The organism is Marinobacter sediminum (assembly GCF_023657445.1).
In the GTDB taxonomy this organism is placed as follows: domain Bacteria; phylum Pseudomonadota; class Gammaproteobacteria; order Pseudomonadales; family Oleiphilaceae; genus Marinobacter; species Marinobacter sediminum_A.
This window is the reverse complement of record NZ_JAGTWY010000001.1, coordinates 2,118,685-2,139,113: the sequence shown is the minus strand read 5'-3', so window position 1 is coordinate 2,139,113 and position 20,429 is coordinate 2,118,685. Positions and strand designations below refer to the sequence as shown.

19 protein-coding genes are annotated in these 20,429 nt (G+C 55.9%); 6 read left to right on the top strand and 13 right to left on the bottom strand.

Going from position 1 to position 20,429, the window contains the following annotated elements; genetic code table 11:
• Window positions 1-5: 5 nt before the first annotated feature.
• The 11 genes from KFJ24_RS10115 to KFJ24_RS10065 all read right to left on the bottom strand — a co-directional run bounded on the left by KFJ24_RS10115 (window position 6) and on the right by KFJ24_RS10065 (window position 11,025).
• Entirely contained in the window at window positions 6-479 is a 474-nt protein-coding gene (locus KFJ24_RS10115) for a Na+/H+ antiporter subunit E (protein WP_250830951.1), read from the bottom strand.
• The gene (locus tag KFJ24_RS10110; RefSeq protein WP_250830949.1) at window positions 476-1,990 is read right to left on the bottom strand and encodes a Na+/H+ antiporter subunit D; all 1,515 of its coding nucleotides are present in this window, start codon (window positions 1,988-1,990) and stop codon (window positions 476-478) included. The genes KFJ24_RS10115 and KFJ24_RS10110 overlap by 4 nt, the downstream gene beginning before the upstream one ends.
• Window positions 1,987-2,334: a Na+/H+ antiporter subunit C gene (locus KFJ24_RS10105; protein WP_250830948.1), complete on the bottom strand. Its 348-nt coding sequence runs from the start codon at window positions 2,332-2,334 to the stop codon at window positions 1,987-1,989. The genes KFJ24_RS10110 and KFJ24_RS10105 overlap by 4 nt, the downstream gene beginning before the upstream one ends.
• Window positions 2,335-2,368: 34 nt before the next feature.
• Complete coding sequence (locus KFJ24_RS10100; RefSeq protein WP_250830947.1) at window positions 2,369-2,794, bottom strand: Na+/H+ antiporter subunit B; 426 nt, start codon at window positions 2,792-2,794, stop codon at window positions 2,369-2,371.
• Complete coding sequence (locus KFJ24_RS10095; RefSeq protein WP_250830946.1) at window positions 2,791-5,100, bottom strand: putative monovalent cation/H+ antiporter subunit A; 2,310 nt, start codon at window positions 5,098-5,100, stop codon at window positions 2,791-2,793. Before KFJ24_RS10095 ends, KFJ24_RS10100 begins: the two co-directional genes overlap by 4 nt.
• 115 nt (window positions 5,101-5,215) lie before the next feature.
• Window positions 5,216-5,548 carry a Na+/H+ antiporter subunit G gene (locus KFJ24_RS10090; RefSeq protein ID WP_250830944.1) on the bottom strand — a complete coding sequence of 111 codons (333 nt, stop codon included), beginning with the start codon at window positions 5,546-5,548 and terminating at the stop codon, window positions 5,216-5,218.
• A gap of 42 nt (window positions 5,549-5,590) precedes the next feature.
• Window positions 5,591-5,860 carry a K+/H+ antiporter subunit F gene (locus KFJ24_RS10085; RefSeq protein ID WP_250830943.1) on the bottom strand — a complete coding sequence of 90 codons (270 nt, stop codon included), beginning with the start codon at window positions 5,858-5,860 and terminating at the stop codon, window positions 5,591-5,593.
• The gene (locus tag KFJ24_RS10080) at window positions 5,857-6,345 is read right to left on the bottom strand and encodes a Na+/H+ antiporter subunit E (protein ID WP_250830942.1); all 489 of its coding nucleotides are present in this window, start codon (window positions 6,343-6,345) and stop codon (window positions 5,857-5,859) included. The genes KFJ24_RS10085 and KFJ24_RS10080 overlap by 4 nt, the downstream gene beginning before the upstream one ends.
• The gene (locus tag KFJ24_RS10075; protein ID WP_250830941.1) at window positions 6,345-7,862 is read right to left on the bottom strand and encodes a monovalent cation/H+ antiporter subunit D; all 1,518 of its coding nucleotides are present in this window, start codon (window positions 7,860-7,862) and stop codon (window positions 6,345-6,347) included. The genes KFJ24_RS10080 and KFJ24_RS10075 overlap by 1 nt, the downstream gene beginning before the upstream one ends.
• Window positions 7,859-8,224: a Na+/H+ antiporter subunit C gene (locus KFJ24_RS10070; RefSeq protein ID WP_250830940.1), complete on the bottom strand. Its 366-nt coding sequence runs from the start codon at window positions 8,222-8,224 to the stop codon at window positions 7,859-7,861. Before KFJ24_RS10070 ends, KFJ24_RS10075 begins: the two co-directional genes overlap by 4 nt.
• Entirely contained in the window at window positions 8,224-11,025 is a 2,802-nt protein-coding gene (locus tag KFJ24_RS10065; protein ID WP_250830939.1) for a monovalent cation/H+ antiporter subunit A, read from the bottom strand. Before KFJ24_RS10065 ends, KFJ24_RS10070 begins: the two co-directional genes overlap by 1 nt.
• Before the next feature lie 365 nt (window positions 11,026-11,390).
• On the opposite strand from KFJ24_RS10065, the gene KFJ24_RS10060 reads away from it, so the two are divergent.
• Window positions 11,391-13,442, top strand: coding sequence for an NADPH-dependent 2,4-dienoyl-CoA reductase (locus tag KFJ24_RS10060; RefSeq protein WP_250830938.1), 2,052 nt, complete (start codon window positions 11,391-11,393; stop codon window positions 13,440-13,442).
• Window positions 13,443-13,489: 47 nt separating this feature from the next.
• Here KFJ24_RS10060 and KFJ24_RS10055 read toward each other — a convergent pair whose 3' ends face one another.
• Both KFJ24_RS10055 and KFJ24_RS10050 read right to left on the bottom strand, forming a co-directional pair.
• A complete protein-coding gene (locus KFJ24_RS10055; protein WP_250830937.1) occupies window positions 13,490-13,657 on the bottom strand; it encodes a hypothetical protein in 168 nt (55 codons plus the stop codon).
• 108 nt (window positions 13,658-13,765) lie between these two features.
• Entirely contained in the window at window positions 13,766-14,752 is a 987-nt protein-coding gene (locus tag KFJ24_RS10050; protein ID WP_250830936.1) for a GlxA family transcriptional regulator, read from the bottom strand.
• A gap of 110 nt (window positions 14,753-14,862) precedes the next feature.
• Between KFJ24_RS10050 and KFJ24_RS10045 the strand changes: the two genes are divergently transcribed.
• The 5 genes from KFJ24_RS10045 (at window position 14,863) to KFJ24_RS10025 (ending at window position 20,407) form a co-directional block, all read left to right on the top strand.
• Entirely contained in the window at window positions 14,863-16,665 is a 1,803-nt protein-coding gene (locus KFJ24_RS10045) for an acyl-CoA dehydrogenase (RefSeq protein ID WP_250830935.1), read from the top strand.
• Entirely contained in the window at window positions 16,665-17,444 is a 780-nt protein-coding gene (locus tag KFJ24_RS10040; protein ID WP_250830934.1) for a crotonase/enoyl-CoA hydratase family protein, read from the top strand. Before KFJ24_RS10045 ends, KFJ24_RS10040 begins: the two co-directional genes overlap by 1 nt.
• A gap of 121 nt (window positions 17,445-17,565) precedes the next feature.
• Window positions 17,566-17,823, top strand: coding sequence for a hypothetical protein (locus KFJ24_RS10035; RefSeq protein WP_250830933.1), 258 nt, complete (start codon window positions 17,566-17,568; stop codon window positions 17,821-17,823).
• 92 nt (window positions 17,824-17,915) lie between these two features.
• A complete protein-coding gene (locus KFJ24_RS10030) occupies window positions 17,916-18,209 on the top strand; it encodes a hypothetical protein (RefSeq protein WP_250830932.1) in 294 nt (97 codons plus the stop codon).
• 173 nt (window positions 18,210-18,382) lie between these two features.
• Entirely contained in the window at window positions 18,383-20,407 is a 2,025-nt protein-coding gene (locus tag KFJ24_RS10025; RefSeq protein ID WP_250830931.1) for a PhoX family protein, read from the top strand.
• Window positions 20,408-20,429 lie beyond the last annotated feature (22 nt).

The following is a 20,429-nucleotide window of genomic DNA, read 5'->3' as shown; positions in this document are numbered from 1 at the left end:
GGCCCCTATCGCATTACCTTCAGGATTCGGTGTTCCAGTTCCCTCAGGTCATTTCTGAGTTGCTCCTCGTCCTGAAGAAACATGGCGTGGATGAACAGCACCTGCCGATCATCGGAAACATCCAGGCTTAGCGTACCCGGAGTCAGGGAGATAACACTGCTGACAAACATAATCTCCATGTCGGTCTTTGCATTGAGAGGAAACGCGATCACACCGGGCTTCATATGCCAAACCGGTGTTGCGACATCGTAAGCAACCCGTACGTTTGATTTCACCAGCTCTTTCAGAAAAAAGAACAAAAAAGCCAAAACCCGCGGAATCCTGCGGGAGTATCCATTTAACGCGGGTACCTGCTTCTGCAGTACCATGAGTGCGATGTAGCCAAAGCAAAAACCTGCCAGCAGATTCATGGCAGTGACGCTGCCACTGAGAGTCACCCAGGCCAAAGCCAGCAGCAAATTCCAGAAGAGACCGATCACTTCGACTGCCCTCCAAGAACTGCTTCAATATACAGTTGCGGGTTCATCAACTGGTTGGCGGCCGTTTCGGCGAGCACGTAAACAGGCTGACCATAAAGACCAATGATCAGTGTACACATGGCGAGACCCACGACAGGCACATAATAGGCCCAGTTGTGTTTGTCTTTGACGTCGCCATTGAGCCTGCTCACATCCGCCACATGTTCCGGGACCTTTTTCCAGAACACTTCTGCCCAGATCTTGATCATCGAATACAGTGTCAGCAACCCCACCAGCAAGGCGATAGCTGTGATGACATATTCGCTGGCTTCAAGGCTTGCACGCACAACAATGAACTTGGCGAAAAAGCCGGACAAAGGCGGAATACCGGCGAGCGACAACGCCGGAATCAAAAACAACAGGGCCAGGTAAGGACGCTGACGGTAAACACCACCCAGATCTTTCAGTTCATAGCTGCCCAGCAGGCGATAGGTGATGCCGCTCACCAGGAACAGGTTCGTCTTCACGATGATGTGGTGCATGATGTAAAACACCCCACCAATCAGAGCCAGTGGCGTGAAAAGGGCAAGGCCCAGAAGCATGTAGCCAATCTGACTGACGATATGGAAAGACAGAATCCGGCGGAACTCAAACTGTGCCGCGGCCCCGAGCACGCCCGTCAGCATCGTGAGGGCGGCGGCCCAAAGCAGTATGGTGTGGGTGTACGCGACATCCTGTGTGAAAATTAACGTGAATACCCGATAAAGCGCGTACACCCCGACCTTTGTAAGCAAGCCCGCAAACAGCGCCGAAACCGCGACCTGAGGGGTGTGGTAAGAAGCAGGGAGCCAGAAAAACAGAGGGAACGCCGCCGCCTTGATGCCGAACGACATCATAAACATCAGGGAAACCACCGTAACCATCCCGGGATCTTCAACGCTGTTTAATTTTTGGGCGATATCCGCCATGTTCAGGGTACCGACCATGCCATAGAGCAAACCCACGGCAGACAGGAAAATGGCAGATGAAAACAGGTTCAGGGTCACATACTTGATGGCACCCTCCATCTGAGCGCGCTCCCCGCCGAGGGTTAGCAATGCAAACGAAGCGAGCAGCATCACCTCAAACCAGACGAACAGGTTGAATATATCACCGGTAAGGAAGGCTCCGGCTACCCCGGCAAGTAACAGGTGCATCAGTGGGTAATAGCCGAATTTTTCGTGGCCTCTCGGCGTTGAGGCGAGTGAATAGATGGCGATGGCGAGGCCGATAATGCCGGTGAGCACGATCATGATGGCGCCAAGCATGTCGGATACAAGTACGATGCTGAATGGAGCAGGCCAGCTGCCCATTTCCGCCACAAGAAAACCTTGCTCGATGGTCGAGCGCATCAGCCACACTCCGGATCCGAGCAAAAGCCCAGTGGCAATGACTGCAAGCATGCGCTGTAAGCGGACGGAGCGCCAAAACGCCAGGGACAGGGCACCGGCGGTCAGTGGTATCAGGATCGGGAGAACGAGTTCCGGGTTCAAGTATCCGTATCCTTCATCTTGTCAAGATCATCGGTTCCAACCACTTCGTATGCACGCCGGATCAGAACCACTGCGAAGGCCAGTACGCTGAATGCAATCACGATCGCCGTGAGGATGAGCGCCTGGGGTAGAGGGTCAGCCACTGCCCCGACGACTTCGTTTGCGCCGTCAGGAATGAGTGGCGGTGCGCCTCGTGTCAAACCTGAGACTACGAAAATCAGCAGATTCGCTGCATTGCTCAGAATGATCAGACCGATGACAAGTTTTACGATGGAGCGCCTCAGCATCATATAAATGCCGGCAGCAAAAAGGACACCAACGACGTAGGCCATCATGGTTTCCATCGAGGCTCTCCCTCCTTGCAAAATGGTATTCGCGTCATTCTTCAGACTCCATCAGACCGATCACAAAGGTCATTAGCGTGCCCAGGACGGCCAGGTAGACGCCAATGTCGAAAACCAGCACGGTTGATAACTTCAGATAGCCTTCACCGGGTAGCGGAACTTCCCACCAGTGAGCGGTGAGCATGGTCTGGCCAGACCATAACGCGGGGATGGTCGAGGCCAGGCCAAACAGTAATCCAGCCGCCAGAAGATCTCGTGGACTGACGCGCAGTATCTTGCGAGTTGATTCAGCCCCGAAGGCGAAGGCATAAAGCACGAAAGCGCTTGCGGCAACCAGCCCGCCGATGAACCCACCGCCGGGTTCGTCGTGTCCGCGCAGGAGCAGGAACACTGAAAACATCAGTTGCAGCGGCATGATGGCCAATGCTGCGGTGTGAAGAATGAGGGTGTTGGATTTCATGGCTTGTGCTGATCCTCCGCCCTGAGCTTGATCATGGAGTAAACCCCCATGGCGGCAAGGGCCAGAACAAAGATCTCCCCCAATGTGTCCAGTTGCCGGAAGTCCACCAGAATCACATTGACTATGTTCTTTCCGAAGGCCAGGCCATAACTGTTCTCAATGTAGTAACTTGAAATGCTGTCAAAGTACTGGATATCCAGCACGGCTAGCATGAGCAGGGTCATGATCACGCCTGCAAACACTGCGACCGCCAGGTCACGGTAACGTTCCCACGGGGATGAAAGATTGACGAACGGTGGAAGTTTGAAGAGCACCAGTACCAGTAGGATGACGGTGAGAGTCTCAACGAGGAGTTGGGTAATTCCCAGATCCGGGGCACTGAAGTGGATGAAGATCAACGCTACCCCGAAACCGAGTACACCGACGGAAGCAACCGATCCGAGCCGGGACCTGGTGACACTGGCAAATACGGTCGCGGCCACGATTAGAAGTGCGATTCCAAATTCGTAAAAATAGCCGTCGCTGAAATCAAAATCCAGATGGAAGCCGTGCCGGGTAAGCAGCGTGTAGCCGGTCGCGCCGAAGGTCACAAGGACGGTGATCAGCAAATAGATCCCGAGAACACCATTTTGCAGCAGCCGTGTCTGCCAGTTTGCTACCTGGGTAATACCGAGCATGAAACGGAAATATCCTGCCTCCGGGCCAACGCGGCTGCCAGCGGTGTTAATGGCATAGAGCGTCGGTTGGAGCCGCTGCCAGGCATAAAGAAGTAATGATCCTCCCAGCAGGCTGGCGGCAGAAAGCATCAACGGGACATTAACTCCATGCCACAGAGCGAGGGAGCTCTGCACTGTGCTGCCATAAACTGAGGAAATCGCCGCATCCAGCACGGAAGTTGCGGGCAGAAACGGCGCTATGCCGAAGATCAGGGCAATCAGGGACAAGACAGCCGGGCCAACCAGCATGGCGAAGGGAGCATCATGGGGTTGTTTCGGGGTGGTTCGGGTTGGCCCGAAAAAGGGCTTTATAAACACCAGGCCAGCCACGGTAACGACCAGAATTGACGAGGCGACAGCAGCCGCCAGTAGTCCCCAGGACCACAAGGGCGAATTGATCAGCGACTCAAACATTAATTCCTTGGCCACGAATCCAAAAAGTGGCGGGAGACCTGCCAAAGACAATGCAGCCAGACAGGTAATCATTGCGGTCTTGGGCATGCTGCGCCAAAGGCCACCCATTTTCGTGATGTCTTTGGTGCCGGTTTCATGGTCCAGTGCACCTGCGAGCATGAACAGCGCACCCTTGTACAGAGAGTGAGCGACCAGGACACAGATAAAAGCCGTGATTGCCAGTTCCGTTCCAACCCCTATCAACATGGTGAGGGTGCCCAGAGCCATCACCGTGGAGTAGGCCAGAACCTTTTTGATGCCGGTGCTGCTGAATGCCAGGTATGCGCCAGTGAGCATGGTTGCCGCACCAAAAATCACCAGCGCATAGCTCCATGGCACCCCCTCACCCATGGAAGGATTCAGGCGTGCCAGCAAATAGATACCGGCCTTGACCATGGTTGCAGAGTGCAAATAGGCCGAAACCGGAGTCGGCGCGGCCATGGCGTTCGGAAGCCAGAAATGGAAAGGCACTTGGGCTGACTTGGTAAACGCACCTATCAGTATGCAGACGACGGCAGCGAGGTAGAAGCTGTGTTCTTGAATCGGTAAATCTGAAGCAAGAATTTCAGAAAACGAATAACTGCCGGTGATAAAGATCAGCAGGATCAAACCAGCCATTAAAACCAAGCCGCCGCCCGCTGTGACAAACAGGCCCTGGAGGGCACACTTTCTCGCCTCGGCATCTTCATGGTTGAAGCCGATCAAGATGTAGGAGGTGATGCTGGTTAGTTCCCAGAATACGAAAAAAGTTATGAGATTATCGGACAACACCAACCCGAGCATCGAGGCCATGAACGACAACATGGTGACGTAGAACCTGGCGAGATCCTTATGACCTTTGAGGTAAGAACCGGCATAGATAAGGATGAACGTGCCGATACCACTGATCAGCAGAGCAAAAACCAGAGACAGACCATCAACCATGAAATCGAGGGATACCCCGAGGCCGGGCATCCACTGGTTTTCAATCAGAAGGATTTCACCATCGCTGATTGCGGGGATCAGACTGGCAAAATACGCGGTAAGCAAAGCCGGCAGCAGTGCCAACACCCAGCCGATGTAGTGGCCTGTCACACGATGAAGCGCTGGTACAGCGACCGCCAGCAGAAAACCGGATAGCACAGCCAGTAACATCATTCGAGGGTGCTCCTTTAAGACCCAAGCTAAAACGTTCTGCAGTTAACGGCGGTTTAAATCAGAAGTCTTGTATACGATTCCATGGCACAAAAAGTTCTAAAAATTCTCGGATGACTCATTGATCCCAGGGGTAGCCCCGAGTATTTTCTGTGGTTTTGACCTTCAAATGCATGGCGGCTTTCGCCAGGAAGTTGGCACTTATGGGCGCGGTCATGAACAGAAAGGCCGTGATCAGGATTTCTTCAATACCAATGCCTTGTCCAAGCGTGCTGAAGTAGATCACTGAGCTGATCACGATGGCGCCTACTCCAACCGTGGTGGCCTTGGTTGGTCCATGCAGGCGTGTAAAAAAGTCCGGGAGGCGGGCGAGGCCAATGGCGCCAATCAGGGTAAACGCACCGCCGATTAGCAGCAGCAGGCAAATAGCGTATTCAGCGAACGGGTTCATTCAATGTTTCCTCCAGGAGCGGGGGTTGTGCTTGGCATGGGCTTACTCAATGACACTGCCCCGTTTCAGGTATTTTGCCATGGCGACGGTCCCGACAAACCCCATAACGGCAATAAGCAGGGCAGCTTCAAGGTACATCCGCGTTCCTAGCGTTATGCCGAGTAGAATAATCAGCGCGATGGCGTTGATGTAGAGTGTGTCGAGGGCCAAAACTCTATCCGGTGCGTCCGGGCCTTTGATCAGTCGGTACACGTTCAAAAGCGCAGCCAATGTGACCATGGCAATGGTGATGTAGAGAGCGGTAACCATCATTGGAACATCTCCAGCAGAGGCTTCTCGTAACGGTGTCGAATCGTGTCGACGACTTCCTGATCATCTTCCGCGTCAAGCGCATGAATCAGCAGCAGCTTGTTGTCATCGCTGACATCAGCGCTCACGGTGCCGGGCGTCAGGGAAATGGTGCTGGCCAAAATGGTGATGGCAAGGGGGTGCTCCAGCTCCAGGGGATAACAGATGAACGCAGGGCGCGCCTGGCGCGGGCCGAGTATGAGTTTTGCCACTTCGACGCTGGCCACGACAATATCCCAGACTACTCGCAACAGGTACGCGGGCATTCGCCAGGCCTTGATGAATGCTGGCGGATCAGGCCAAAAACCCTGGGTCATCTGCGGTATACCCCACGCCAGGATTATGCCCAGTACGACACTGCCGCCGCTGATACCATCACTCAGAAACTGCCAGGTGACAAAAAGGATCAGGCTCAGCCAGGGCTGGGGAAAACTGAGGCGATCAAGCATTAGCTATCCTCCCTGACCATGGGCGTTTGCAAAATTTCGATATAGGCATCGTTATTGTGCAGCTGCGCCGCCGTTGCATCGGTGTAACGTGTAATAGGTCCGGCGAGCACAACCATCACCACCGCCAGTGCGGTAAGTGCGCCGGCTGCAACAGAAATCCGGCCGTTGAGCGGGTCCGGTGTTTCCAGATGGCCATCGACCGTGCGCCAAAAAACAATGCTGCCAGCGCGACTATAGGCGATAACGGTCAGGAAGCTGCCGATCAGAAGTACTGACCAGAGCCAGGCCATCTCGGTTCCCGGCTCAACGGATTGTAGGATCAGTACCTTGCCGAAGAAGCCACTCAGGGGTGGCAGGCCCGCTGCAGCAACGGCCCCAACCAGGAACAGGACACTGAGGAAGGTGCGGTTCTGCATTTTTGGCGCGGTAACAATACGGTCCTGGGCCGAGCCGCGCTGGTTAGCTACCAGCTCCGAAACAAGGAACAGGCCACCAACCGTCCAGGTGGTGCTAAGCAGGTAGAAAAGAGCAGCGGACAGGCCGGCTTCGGAGCCAAGTGCAATCGGAGCCAGCAATGTGCCTACAGAAATGATGACCTGCCAGGCGACCAGTGTTTTCAGACTGCCGGATCCCAGCGCGCCGATAACACCCATGGCAAGGGTAGCCAGGGCAATAGGGAAGAGCCAGTCCATGCCGAGATTGGCGAGCTCGCCGGCATCGTCGCCGAAAATCAGCAGATACACCCGCAAAATGGCGTAAATGCCAACCTTGGTCATCACTGCGAACAGGGCAGCGACCGGTGCGGTGGCTTTTGAATAGGCCCGGGGAAGCCAGAAGCAGAGGGGCAGGATAGCGGCCTTCAGACCGAATACCACCAGCAACATCATGCCACCGGCCTTGACGATGTTCAGGCCTTCGCCGGAAACCTGGGGTATCTTGACCGCCAGATCTGCCATGTTCAGGGTCCCGGTGACGCTGTAGATCATGCCGACACTGATCAGGAACACCGCAGAGCCAACCAGGTTCAGTACAACGTAGTGCAGGCCAGGAACGGTTCTTACCGTGCCGCCGCCATGCATCAACAAACCATACGAGGCAATAAGGAGCACCTCGAAAGCAACAAACAGGTTGAACAGGTCACCGGTAAGGAATGCAATGTTCAGGCCCATTAGCTGGAACAGAAACAGCGCGTGGAACTGGCGATTGCCCTCGTCGGCACCGCCGATAGAATAGATGTGACAGAACAGGGCCAGAACGGCTGTCACGATCAGCATCAGGGCGGCAAGGCGGTCCAGCACAAGGACAATCCCGAACGGCGGCTGCCAGTTGCCAAACGCATAGATCCGGTAGCTGCCGTCGTCCGCCAGTACCAGAAGCACTATGGCAGAAACCAGCATAAGGACTGTCGTAGCCAGTGCCAGTGTCCGGCGCAGACTGATGGGGGCATAGCCCATGAGGGCCTGAAGAATGCCGCCTAACAGGGGAATCAGAATAGGAGCGGTAAGCCAGTGGTTCATTTACCGGTTACCTCCCCTTCTTCCGGAGCGGGCGATTTGTAGGGTTGTTCTCCATCCACGTGGTCGTCCTCGTTGTCTGCCAGGTTACGCAGAGACAGCACGACAACGAACGCAGTCATTGCAAAGCCAATCACGATAGCGGTCAGTACCAGCGCTTGTGGCAGCGGATCTGAATAGCTAGCTGCGGTGCCGATGACCGGCTGCTGGCCCGTTGCCAGGCGTCCGCTGGAGAACAGAAACAGGTTCACGCCGTAAGACAGCAGGGTCAGGCCAACCACCACTGGGAAGGTGCGAGCCCGCAGAATAAGATAGACGCCGGATGCCGTCAGGGCGCCAATTACCAGTGCGAAAACAAGCTCCATTACGCACCCTCCTTTTTACTCTTGATGGCGGAGTGGGGAGACAGTCGGCCGATACTTACCAGTGCAAGCAAGGTTGCTCCTACAACCGTCAGATAGACGCCAAGGTCAAATACCAGGGCAGAGGCAACCTCGAACTTGCCTACCAACGGCCAGGTTATGTAATCGAACGTGGATGTCAGGAACGGATAGCCGAAGGCGAAGCTCCCGGCGCCGGCAATGGTCGCGAACAGCAGTCCCAGACCGATTACGTTGTGATAGCGGAAAGAAATTCTGTCCTCGGTCCAGTTCATGCCGGCGGCAATGTACTGGAGGATCAGCGCAACCGAGGTGACCAGGCCAGCGATGAAGCCACCGCCAGGCAGATTGTGGCCCCGGAGGAAAATGAACGCGGACACCATCAGTGCCAGCGGCAGCATAGGCCTGGCAATCAATCTCAGCATTAGCGGGTGGGCATCCCGTGTCCAGGCATGGCCCTCGCCATCGCTTGGCGGCGGTGTCAGGGCTGTGTTCTTGAGCATGGCGTAAATGCCCAGGGCTGCAATGGCGAGAACGGTGATCTCGCCCAAGGTATCGAAGCCCCGGAAGTCCACCAGAATCACGTTGACCACATTAGTGCCGCCACCGCCGGACTTGCTGTTTTCCAGGAAGAAATCAGAAATTGAACTGAAGGGTTGGGTCAGCATGGCCAGGCTGACCAGTGTCATGCCAATGCCGGCGGCTGCAGCAATGGCAATATCCCGGAGCCGACGACCCAGAGGTGTTTCAATTGGCGTCCAGCTAGGCATGTAGAAGATTGCCAGCATGAGCAGAACAATGGTCACAACTTCGACGGAAAGCTGGGTCATCGCCAGGTCCGGCGCCGAGAAACGGGCGAACGCCAGGGCCACAACCAGCCCCACCACGCTTAGCAGAACCAGCGCGTAGAACCGCTGCCGGTGCAGGGCCGCAGTTGCCAAGGCGCAAAGGATCAGCACACCGGCGGCGATAGCGGTTGGCATATCCACCGGACTGAGCCCGTTTTCGCCAACAAAGATCCCCAGACCAAGAAGCGGCATGGCGGCCACCGCAATGGCACTAACGACAAGCAGCATGACGTATCGCTGGAGTGAGCCATTCTCCATGAGCGTAGTAATCCTGTTCGCCAGATTAACCAGTCGCAACACGACCGCTTCGAATACGGCTTTCTCATCAACTTCCTTGAACCGCGCGTGGAAATCGAAAAAGCGTTGACGCTGGCTGTACATGAGCAAACCACCGAAAAACGCCAAAAAGCTCATGAACAGTGGAAGGTTGAAACCATGATAAATCGCAAGGGTGTATTCCGGCACATCACCGCCAAGCGTTGCTGAGGCTGCCATGAAGAGTAGCGGCCCAACAGAAATGGCGGGGAACAGGCCTACCATGATGCAGGCAAACACCAGGATTTCTACTGGAAACTTCATGTAGCGCGGCGGCTCATGAGGCGGGTAGATCGGAAGATCCACCGGCTTACCGTTAAAGAACACATCGTGAATAAATCGGGCCGAGTAAGCCACTGCAAATATACCGGCGAGGGTTGCGACGATTGGTGGCAGCCACGCCCAAAGTCCCGGGAGGTTTAGCTCCAGTGACTCGGCGAAGAACATTTCTTTGCTCAGGAAACCGTTCAGCAGAGGAATACCGGCCATGGATGAGGCGGCCACCATGGCCAGAGTTGCGGTGTGAGGCATGTAGCGCCACAAGCCATTGATACGACGCATATCCCGGGTGCCGGTTTCGTGGTCGATGATACCGGCGGCCATAAACAGGGAGGCTTTGAAAATCGCATGGTTAATCACGTGGAAGACCGCCGCAACGGCCGCAAGCTGGGTACCCATGCCGAAAAGCAGGGTTATCAGGCCCAGATGGCTTACTGTTGAATGGGCCAGGAGGCCTTTCAAGTCGTGCTTGAACATGGCGACGTAGGCGCCAATCAGCAGAGTGGCCATGCCGGTAAAGCTGACCATATAGAACCATTGTTCCGTTCCCGCCAGCGCCGGATAGAGCCGGGCCATGAGAAATATGCCGGCTTTGACCATGGTAGCCGAGTGCAGGTATGCCGAGACAGGCGTTGGTGCCTGCATGGCGTGGGGTAGCCAGAAATGGAACGGGAACTGGGCGGACTTGGTGAAGGCGCCGAGCAATACCAGGGTGAGGGCTATTGGATAAAGCGCATGGGCCTTGATCTGCTCACCGGCTGCCAGAACGTCATCGAGTTCAAAACTGCCAACAATGTTGCCAATGATTAGTATGCCGGCAAGTAGTGCAAGTCCGCCACCGCCAGTCACCGCCAGAGCCATCCGCGCGCCACGTCGGGCATCCTGTTTGTGGGTCCAGAAACTGATCAGCAGGAATGAGGTGAGACTGGTCAGTTCCCAGAAAATCATCATTAACAGTAGGTTGCTGGAGAGGACGATACCCAGCATTGAGCCTTTGAAGCACAGCAGCAGGGCGTAGAACTTGCCCACATTCTCGTGAGCTTTTAGGTAATAACGGGCATAGAGAATGATCAGCAGCCCGATGATCAGGATCAGCAGGGCGAACAATAAAGACAGTCCGTCCAGTCTGAAACTGAAGGACAGGCCAAGTGCCGGCAGCCATTCATAGCTGTGCAATACCACGCCGCCATCGGCAAGCGTTTCCCAATGGGGGAAAAGGGCTGCGAGTGCAATCAGTGCGGGTACAGAAGATGCGACGGCAATCGCCGTTCTGCCGCCCTGGGCGAATAGGGGTGCGAATATTGCACCCAGAAAAGGCAGTAAAGCAACCAGCGGTAGCGACATCGCAACCTCTTTATGGGTTCTTAATTATAAGTGGGTGGATACAGGTGTTTGCCTGAGTCTAGTCTCCGGCGAGCTCTCATGCATAATCCGATGACTTACGTTCATTACGGGGCTCGAGCGCGCGGTGAGATCAATCAGCAATGGGCGGGCGGATCCGGAAAGTACGGAAGACGGCCCCGGTGCCGCGCGATGTCAGCGGTAATGGGTGGGCGCTTGAAATGCATGCAGCCGAAGGACCTTTCGGTCATGGTTGCTCCGTCAGTCGAACTTGAAGGTCGATCATACGTGGCCCATCCCGAAGGTCAAGTCAACTTGCCATTGATCAAGTGTATAATCGTCATAAAATTTCCTGAGGTGACATTAAGATGGCAGCTTACCCGAATCTGTTAAAGCCATTGGACCTGGGCTTCACCGAACTCCGGAACCGTGTGCTGATGGGATCCATGCATACGGGCCTGGAAGACCGGTTCTGGAATATTCATAAACTTGCCCGCTATTTCGCGGAGCGGGCTGAGGGTGGTGTTGGCCTGATGGTGACGGGTGGATACTCGCCGAACCTTGCCGGGCAGCTCGCGCCACTGGCTTCCACCATGAACAACCGGGCCACCGCGCTTTTGCACCGGCATGTCACAGGTGCGGTGCGCGAAGCCGGCAGCAAGATCTGTCTGCAACTGCTGCACGCCGGGCGCTATGGTTACCAGCCATTGATTGTTTCCGCCTCCGCCACCAAAGCACCGATCAGCCCGTTCAAGGCGAGGGCGCTCTCGGCGAAAGGTGTCGAAAAGCAGATCGGTGATTTCGTCAATGCTGCAAAGCTGGCGAAATTTGCCGGCTATGACGGGATCGAGGTGATGGGGTCCGAAGGTTACTTCATCAACCAGTTTCTCTGTGAACGAACCAACAAGCGGACCGACAAGTGGGGCGGGTCGTACGAAAACCGCATGCGTCTGCCAATCGAAATCGTGCGTCGTATTCGTGAGGCCGTGGGCCCGGAATTCATCATCATTTACCGGCTATCGATGCTGGATCTGGTTGAAGGTGGCCAGACCTGGGATCAGATCGTGACACTCGGCAAGGCTATAGAGCAGGCCGGAGCCACCATCATTAATACGGGTATCGGTTGGCACGAGGCGAGGGTTCCAACCATTGTCACCTCCGTTCCGCGGGGCGGTTTTGCTGATGTGACGGCAAAATTCTATGGCGAGGTGGATATCCCGGTCTGTACCACCAATCGAATCAACACTCCTGAAAAGGGCGAAGAAATCCTGGCTGCGGGCAAGGCCGATATGGTGTCGATGGCCCGGCCGTTACTGGCGGATAGCGAATTTGTGCGCAAGGCCGAAGAAGACCGTGCCGATGAAATCAATACCTGCATCGCCTGTAATCAGGCGTGCCTGGACCATGCCTTTCAGGCCAAGCGGGCCTCCTGTCTCGTTAACCCGCGAGCCTGTCATGAAACCGAACTGGTCCTGACCGTGGCGCCAGTGGCCAGGCGAGTAGCCGTGGTCGGTGCCGGGCCCGCGGGCCTTGCAGCGGCAACAACCGCAGCCAAACGTGGACACCGGGTCACGCTGTTTGACGCGGACGGGCAAGTCGGTGGTCAGTTCAACTACGCCAAGCGGATTCCGGGCAAGGAAGAGTTCTATGAGACCTTGCGTTATTTCCAGCGCCAGATCGAGTTGCTCGACATTAACCTTCGACTCAATACCCGAGTCGACTCCGACCTCCTTGGCAGTGGCGATTTTGACGATGTGATTATCGCCACGGGTGTGAAACCTCGTATGCCGGATATTCAGGGAATTGATCACCCCAAAGTGCTTGGCTACCTTGATGTGTTGCGTGATAACAGGCCGGTCGGCAAAACCGTGGCGGTTATCGGCGCCGGTGGTATCGGGTTCGATGTCAGTGAATTTCTGACTCATGATGCCAGCCATCACTCCGAGGGCGAGCAGGTAAGCGTGGCAGACTGGCAGTCCGAGTGGGGTGTTAACCCGGAATTCGAGGGTCCGGGTGGGCTGGCGGAGCGAAAGCCGGCCTCGTCACCACGCAAGATCTATTTGATGCAGCGTAAAACCGGCAAGGTTGGCGCGGGTCTCGGGAAGACGTCCGGATGGGTCCATCGCAGCAGCCTGAAGCATCGGGATGTCGAAATGCTTCGGGGATGCAGCTATGAACGAATTGACGATGCCGGGCTGCATATCACCGTTGCAGATAAAGATGGCAAGGTTCAGGAAAGCAGGGTGCTTGAGGTAGATAACGTGGTCGTCTGTGCCGGTCAGGTGCCTTACCGGGAACTTTTCGATCAAATCGAAGCAAACGGTACCCGGGCCCACCTGATTGGCGGTGCCGACGTGGCTGAAGAACTGGATGCGAAGCGGGCAATTCGCCAGGGAACGGAAGTTGCCGCGAAGATTTAGCAGAAATGGCCCTGAAATAACCAGTTTCTGACGCTTTACGTCACTTGTTACCGGATGATGGATTTCAGGGCGTTGGAAATGGCTTCGGCCTCTGCCTCAAGGACCTGGCATCGCAGGCTGTTGCCCTGCTGAAGGGCCCGGGAGAGCTGTTTCTGCTTCATGTCATAGAGCCGGCTGAGAATATCGGTCTGGCTCTGTTTCAGTGGTGCGTTCATGGTTTACCTCTCCACTTTTACACCTATGTCGACAATATTTACGTTTGCCGTCGGATTTCGGTCTTTCACCCGTGAGCGATGCATAAGCCGGGCCATGTGTTAGCGGAGTTAACGGCCAAAGCGCGAACGGTAGGCTCCGGGAGCAAGGCCGGTGTGTTTGCGGAACAGCCGACTGAACGAACTCACGTCCTCATAGCCGACAGAGTGGATGATTTCGTCAATCGAAAGCCGGGATGTCTCCAGATGATGACGAACATGCTCTACGCGAAGCAGCTGCAGGTAGGTGTTGGGCGTATCTCCGGTTGCTGCCTTGAATCGCCGCAATAAGGAACGCTCGCTCAGTCCTGACTGCCGGGCCATCTCCTTCAGGGCAATGGTTCGTGCAAAGTGTGTGTCCAGCCAGTCCTGCAGTCTCAGCACCGTCGTGTCGGAGTGGTAGCGTTTTGCCTGCAGCGCACTGTAAGGGGCCTGGCTGGTTCGCCCGGCATCGATGACAAAGGCCTTCGCAAGTTGGCGTGAAACCTCCGGTCCGGCATACCGTTCCACCAGATACACACCAAGATCCCACCAGGCCATCCCGCCGCCGGCACAGGCAATATCGCCGTCAACGGTCACCAGCTTTTCTGGCCGGCAGATAACCTCCGGGAAGCGCTGCCGGAATTGATTGCTGAAGCCCCAGTGGGTTGTTGCCTCCTTGCCATTGAGTAACCCCGCTTCTGCCAGCAGAAACGCGCCGGTACAGTTGCTGGCCAGCAATGCCGGAGAGGCATCCTGCCGGGACAGCCAGTCGATCAGCTTCTGGTTCTGGTCCAGCACGTCCGGGATTGGCGCACCAATGGTTGGCACAATGATGACATCGGTGGAAGACTCACTCCCCGGGGCTTCACCCCAGCTGCCATCGGCCAGGAGTGTGATGCCGTTGATGCAGCGGCATGGCGCTCCGGTCCGGGTAAGCAGGCGGGTCCTGAACATCGGTTCCGGCTTTTCATCGTGGATACGCGCCCAGCTCACGCCGGCCAGGCGGAAGAGGTCAATGATCCCGGTAATCGCGCTGGCAAGAGCGCCATCAAAGCCAATGATTGAAACCGTATACATGGGATTCTCTGCACTCAAGTGGCGGTATCCACCAATATTATGTCATAAATGCCGGTTTTCTATCCTCAGTTCCTGTGACACTCTGTGGGCAATTAACGGGAGAACCAAGCATGACCGACACTCTGATCGATCGCCGTGATCTGGCGTTCCAACTCTACGAAGTCCTCGATACGGAAGCTCTGGCTGAACGCGAGCGCTTCAACGAGCATAGCCGCGACACCTTCGACGCTGTCATCGAAACCGCTGACCGCATGGCCCGAGACAAGTTCGCAACCCACAACAGGGCAGCAGACAAAGACGAGCCAAAGTTTGTTAATGGCGCTGTAGAAATGATTCCGCAAGTTAAAGAAGCCTTTGACGCCTACGCGGAAGCCGGTTTTATTGCCGGCCGTTACGATTATGATGTGGGCGGGATGCAGTTGCCGGAGTCGGTCATGGCGGCGTGCAATGGTTTCTTCACTGCGGCCAACGCGGGTACCGCTGGCTACGCCTTTCTAACCACTGCGGCGGCCAACCTCATTCGTGTGTTCGGTAATGGGCAGCAACAGGCTACCTTCTTGCCGCACATGCTCTCCGGCCGCTTCTCCGGCACCATGGCGCTGACTGAACCCCATGCAGGCTCTTCACTTGCAGACATCCGTACTTCGGCAACGCCGACCGAAGAGGGGGATTACCTGATCAAAGGCGCCAAGATCTATATCTCCGGCGGCGAACAGTCGATTACCGAAAACATCGTTCACATGGTGCTGGCCAAGATCAAGGGCGCTCCTGCCGGAGTGAAGGGTATCTCCCTGTTCATCGTTCCCAAGTTCCTGGTGGACGAAGACGGCAATCCCACCGAACGCAACGGCGTGAACCTTGCGGGCCTGATTCACAAGCTGGGTTATCGTGGTACCACCTCCACCGCACTCAGCTTCGGCGACGACGCGCCGTGCCACGGCTATCTGGTCGGCGAGCCACATCAGGGCCTGAAGTACATGTTCCAGATGATGAACGAAGCCCGCGTGGGTGTGGGATTCGGTGCTGCCGTGATTGGCTACCGCGGCTACATGCACAGTCTCGAATACGCCAGGGATCGCCTGCAGGGCCGAAAGCCATCCGAGAAGAACCCTGAGGCACCCCAGGTTCCCATTATCGAGCACGCCGATGTTCGCCGCATGCTGCTGGCCCAGAAAGCCTACAGCGAAGGCGGTCTGGCGCTTTGCCTGTATGGTGCCCGCCTGATGGATGACCAGCATACCCACCCCGATGAACAGAAGCGCATGGAGGCGGGCAAGCTGCTGGACCTGCTGACGCCGGTCATCAAGGCCTGGCCTTCGGAATACGGACCAAAAGCCAATGACCTCGCTATCCAGGTTTATGGCGGTGCCGGTTACACCCGTGAATACCCGGTGGAACAATGCTGGCGAGACAACCGGCTAAACCCCATCCACGAGGGTACCAACGGCATCCAGGCGCTGGATTTGCTCGGTCGCAAAATCTGGCAGGATCAGAGCCACGGCTTACAGTTGCTTATGCAACAGATGCAGGTCGATCTCGAAGCCGCCACAACCGACCGTTGCCAGCAGTGGGCCCTTTCCCTGAGCGAAACCCTTCAGCAGGCGGTAAAAGTCACCCAGAGCCTCGGTAAATCCCTGATGAGTGAAAACCCCGACAAGGTTCTGGCCAACGCTTCCTGCTATCTGCACCTGTTCGGACATATCACTGTGTCCTGGATGTGGCTCCGCCAGGCCAATGCCGCCGAAACGTCGCTGGCTGCCGCCAGTACTGACGATGAGCGCAATTTCTATCAGGGCAAGCTACAGGCGGCCCAGTACTTTTTCCACTGGGAGTTGCCAACAGTAGCGCAGGATCTGGTGTTGCTGAAAAACCAGGACGATACCTGCCTGAACATGAAATCGGAGTGGTTCTGATGACTCTGGTCAAGGTTGAAAAGCAGGGTCACATCCTGCTGATCGGCCTCAATCGGCCGGATAAGATGAATGCCATGAACCGGGCGATGTACCACGAAATTGCGGCGGCCTATTACCAGCTCGAACATGACCCGGAATTGAGGGTTGGCCTGCTGTACGCTGAAGGAGACCACTTCACCAGTGGCCTGCAGTTGGATGACTGGGCAGAAGTCTTCGCTGATGGTTCCGGCATCGAGCCGCGCGACGGCGAGCTCGACCCGTTTTACGTCACCGGCGATGCGCTGAGCAAACCGGTGGTTTTTGCTGCTCAGGGCATCTGCTTCACCTGTGGCGTGGAAATGATGCTTAACACCGATATCCGGGTCGCTGCCAAGGGGACCCGTTTCGCCCAGCTGGAAGTCAAACGGGGCATTTTTGCCTGTGGTGGTGCCACTATCCGGCTGCCACGGGAGATCGGCTGGGGCAACGCCCAGCGTTATTTGCTGACTGGCGACGAGTGGACCGCCGATCAGGCCTACCAGTGGGGATTGATCCAGGAGCTCGTTGAGCCGGGTGAGCAGTACACCGTTGCGCTGGCTATTGCGGAAAAAATTGCGAGGGCAGCGCCACTGGGTGTTCGCGGCAGCCTGAAGTCTTCAAAGCTCTCGGTCACTGACGGCCAGGAAACCGCGAAGCAGCGTCTGTTCCCGGACCTGAAGCCCGTGATGGCGAGTGACGATGTAAAAGAAGGCATCAAATCGTTCCTCGAACGACGGGATGCGGTATTCAGGGGGCGTTAAGGCGTAGTGGCGAAATCGGGATCTCTGGGCCAGACTCTCAGGGACGACCTATGAAAGTTTGTCTCGGCAAGTTGGGTTTAAAACGATAAAACACGAACTCGACCACAGGGATAGATTGGCCATGACAACATCCAGTTTGTCGTTCGCAATTGCGAATTCCTCAGTTCAGGATCTGCTTCGCCAGTACCTCACTTCCGGCAGGCTGGCGGAAGTGGTCTACCGGGACAGTGCCGGCCAGATTTGCATGGTCCACGATGTTATCCGGGACCTTTTCAGCCGGGCTGGCCAGGATTTTATCCTCCTGAGCCGGGGTAATATGGTGGGCATCGACCATGTGCTCACCATTGATGGCGAGAGCCTTCCAGTAAGTCACTACTAACTAAAGAGTAATTGGCCCGTAATTGTTTGTGGCAGGGAATGACCGTAACCTTGTCGGCCGTTGTAAAGACCGACCAACAGAGGGATATGGTGATGAACAAGTTCACAATAGGCACATTGGCATTCGTTATGAGTCTGGGTCTGGCTGCCTGCAGCTCAGAAGACAAGGACGGTATGGATGTAGAGCAGGCTGCCGATAACGCCGGAGAGATGATGGAAGATGCCGGTGACGCCACGGAAGAGACCGTCGAGGAAGCGACCGGGCAGGATGAAGGCGCTCTGGGCGAGCTTCAGGAAGGTGCCGAGGATGCGGGGGACGAACTGAGTGATGCTGCCGAAGAGGCTGGCGACTCCATGGAAGAGGGTTATGAGGAAATGACTCAGTAATTCCGTGTCCGTCTTCGGTGCGAGGTGGTTCCTCGCGCCGATACCTCCTCTAATTCCGGTGTTGTAAGAAAACATTAACCGTTCTGTCTTTTATCTGTTTAACGACTGTCACACTTCCCACCGAAACTGACCTCTCAAAAACATCAACCCGATAGCTTTGAGAGAGGCATTCCATGGCCAAGCACGACCTCGATCCGAATTACCTGGATCCCAACTACGAGCCGATAGTAAATCATTCCGACAACAGCCCTTTTCATGAAGTTCTGGCTGCACGCCTGCAGCGCCGTACGTTGATGAAAGGCAGTGTCGGCGCAGCACTGGCCAGCATCATGGGTGTTGGTTTCGCCGGTTGTGGCAGTGATGGCGACAACGGCACGACTAGCGCTAATGCAGCGGCAACTGACCTTGGCTTCAAGGCAGTCCCGACCTCCAACGCCAATGAGGTGGTTGTTCCCGAAGGCTACTCCTCTCAGGCATTCCTGCCATGGGGTACGCCAATCACTGGGTCCTACCCGGAATTCCAGGAGGATGCCTCCAACTCCGGTGCCGAGCAGGAGCAGCAGGTTGGCATGCACCACGACGGTATGCATTTCTTCCCGATTGACCAGAAGGCCGGTGGCAAAAGTTCCACCGAAGGATTGCTGGTGATGAACCACGAGTACATCAATCAGGGCGCTTTGCACACCCATGGACCTACCAACGCAGTGGACAATGGCGGCGTTCGTCCGGCCGATGAAGTTCGCAAGGAAATTGCGGCCCACGGTGTTTCCGTTGTGCATATCAAACGCGACGGGGGTGGGACCTGGGACATCGTGTTTGGTAGCCCGTTTAACCGCCGTATTACCGGTAATACAGAGATGGATATTCGTGGACCGGTTCGCGGTTACGAAAAGCTGTTCACCAGGTATAGCCCGGACGGCACAAAAACCCGCGGCACTCTGAACAACTGTTCCATGGGGCCAACACCCTGGGGTACCTATCTGGCCGCCGAAGAGAACTGGCACGGTTACTTTGCTAACGGTGCGAACTCCCAGCCGCGCGAGCAAACGCGCCACGGCGTGGGAAGCTCGAGTCGATACGACTGGGAACTGGCCGAAGGCTCCGCTGATCAGTACATACGTTTTGACATAACCCCGAGTGGTGGTGCCGCGACCGGGGATTATCGTAACGAGGCCAATACCTACGGCTACATGGTAGAGATCGATCCGTTCACCCCTGAGAGCAAACCCCAGAAGCGCACTGCCCTGGGCCGCTTTGGGCACGAAGGCGTGATCTTTGCGCCGGTGAAGGAAGGTGAGCCTGTTGTGTGCTATTCCGGTGATGACTCCCGTTTCGAGTATATCTACAAGTTTGTTTCATCCAAGCCGTATTACGCGGCTACTGCCGGTGGCTATTTGCTGGATGAAGGTACCCTGTACGTCGCACGCTTTAATGAAGACGGTTCCGGTGACTGGTTGCCGCTTTCGCTTAATGATGCAGGCTTCGCTGCGAAGGTTCAGGCGGTTGAGGGCACCCTGGTCGGCGAAGTTCAGTTTGATGGTTTCGCGAATCAGGCAGACGTGCTGCTGAACAGTCGTCTGGCGGCCGATATCGCGGGTGCAACTACCATGGACCGTCCGGAATGGGGTGCGGTTGACCCAAACAGTGGCGATGTGTATTTCACACTGACCAACAACTCCAACCGGGGTAAAGACGGTTATGATGGCATTAACGCCGCTAACCCGAACGAAATCAACCGTACCGGCCATATAATCCGCTGGGCTGAAGAAAGCAACGACCACGCTGCCGTGACGTTTAACTGGGATATTTTTGTCTTTGCTGGAGAGCAGGGCACTGAAACCGTTGTTAACGGTGAAGTCCTGGTCACCCTTGACGACGACAATATCTTCAACAGTCCGGATGGCCTGTGGTTCGATTACAATGGGCGACTTTGGATCCAGACCGATGGCTCTGATGCCGCGCCATACCAGAACAACATGATGCTGGCGGCAAACCCTGTTACGCGTGAGATCAAGAGGTTCTTCGTTGGACCACAGGGTTGCGAGGTAACCGGTGTATCAAGCACCCCGGACGTCAGAACCATGTTCGTGAACATCCAGCATCCGGAGGCGGACTGGCCGTTCGGTACCGAGGGCAGTCATCCACGCGATGCGACAGTGATTGTCACCCGAGTTGATGGGGGTGTCGTCGGCGTCTGACTGCCGCGTTAACTACAGTCAG

Bases quoted from the DNA above. Each gene is read 5' to 3' on its own strand.
- KFJ24_RS10100 (WP_250830947.1), bottom strand. From the start codon at position 2,794: ATGAAATCCAACACCCTCATTCTTCACACCGCAGCATTGGCCATCATG.
- KFJ24_RS10025 (WP_250830931.1), top strand. From the start codon at position 18,383: ATGGCCAAGCACGACCTCGATCCGAATTACCTGGATCCCAACTACGAG.
- KFJ24_RS10070 (WP_250830940.1), bottom strand. From the start codon at position 8,224: ATGGAGCTTGTTTTCGCACTGGTAATTGGCGCCCTGACGGCATCCGGC.
- KFJ24_RS10075 (WP_250830941.1), bottom strand. From the start codon at position 7,862: ATGAACCACTGGCTTACCGCTCCTATTCTGATTCCCCTGTTAGGCGGC.
- KFJ24_RS10080 (WP_250830942.1), bottom strand. From the start codon at position 6,345: ATGCTTGATCGCCTCAGTTTTCCCCAGCCCTGGCTGAGCCTGATCCTT.
- KFJ24_RS10095 (WP_250830946.1), bottom strand. From the start codon at position 5,100: ATGATGTTACTGGCTGTGCTATCCGGTTTTCTGCTGGCGGTCGCTGTA.
- KFJ24_RS10035 (WP_250830933.1), top strand. From the start codon at position 17,566: ATGACAACATCCAGTTTGTCGTTCGCAATTGCGAATTCCTCAGTTCAG.
- KFJ24_RS10085 (WP_250830943.1), bottom strand. From the start codon at position 5,860: ATGATGGTTACCGCTCTCTACATCACCATTGCCATGGTCACATTGGCT.
- KFJ24_RS10055 (WP_250830937.1), bottom strand. From the start codon at position 13,657: ATGAACGCACCACTGAAACAGAGCCAGACCGATATTCTCAGCCGGCTC.
- KFJ24_RS10045 (WP_250830935.1), top strand. From the start codon at position 14,863: ATGACCGACACTCTGATCGATCGCCGTGATCTGGCGTTCCAACTCTAC.
- KFJ24_RS10030 (WP_250830932.1), top strand. From the start codon at position 17,916: ATGAACAAGTTCACAATAGGCACATTGGCATTCGTTATGAGTCTGGGT.
- KFJ24_RS10090 (WP_250830944.1), bottom strand. From the start codon at position 5,548: ATGAACCCGTTCGCTGAATACGCTATTTGCCTGCTGCTGCTAATCGGC.
- KFJ24_RS10060 (WP_250830938.1), top strand. From the start codon at position 11,391: ATGGCAGCTTACCCGAATCTGTTAAAGCCATTGGACCTGGGCTTCACC.
- KFJ24_RS10040 (WP_250830934.1), top strand. From the start codon at position 16,665: ATGACTCTGGTCAAGGTTGAAAAGCAGGGTCACATCCTGCTGATCGGC.
- KFJ24_RS10105 (WP_250830948.1), bottom strand. From the start codon at position 2,334: ATGGAAACCATGATGGCCTACGTCGTTGGTGTCCTTTTTGCTGCCGGC.
- KFJ24_RS10065 (WP_250830939.1), bottom strand. From the start codon at position 11,025: ATGTCGCTACCGCTGGTTGCTTTACTGCCTTTTCTGGGTGCAATATTC.
- KFJ24_RS10050 (WP_250830936.1), bottom strand. From the start codon at position 14,752: ATGTATACGGTTTCAATCATTGGCTTTGATGGCGCTCTTGCCAGCGCG.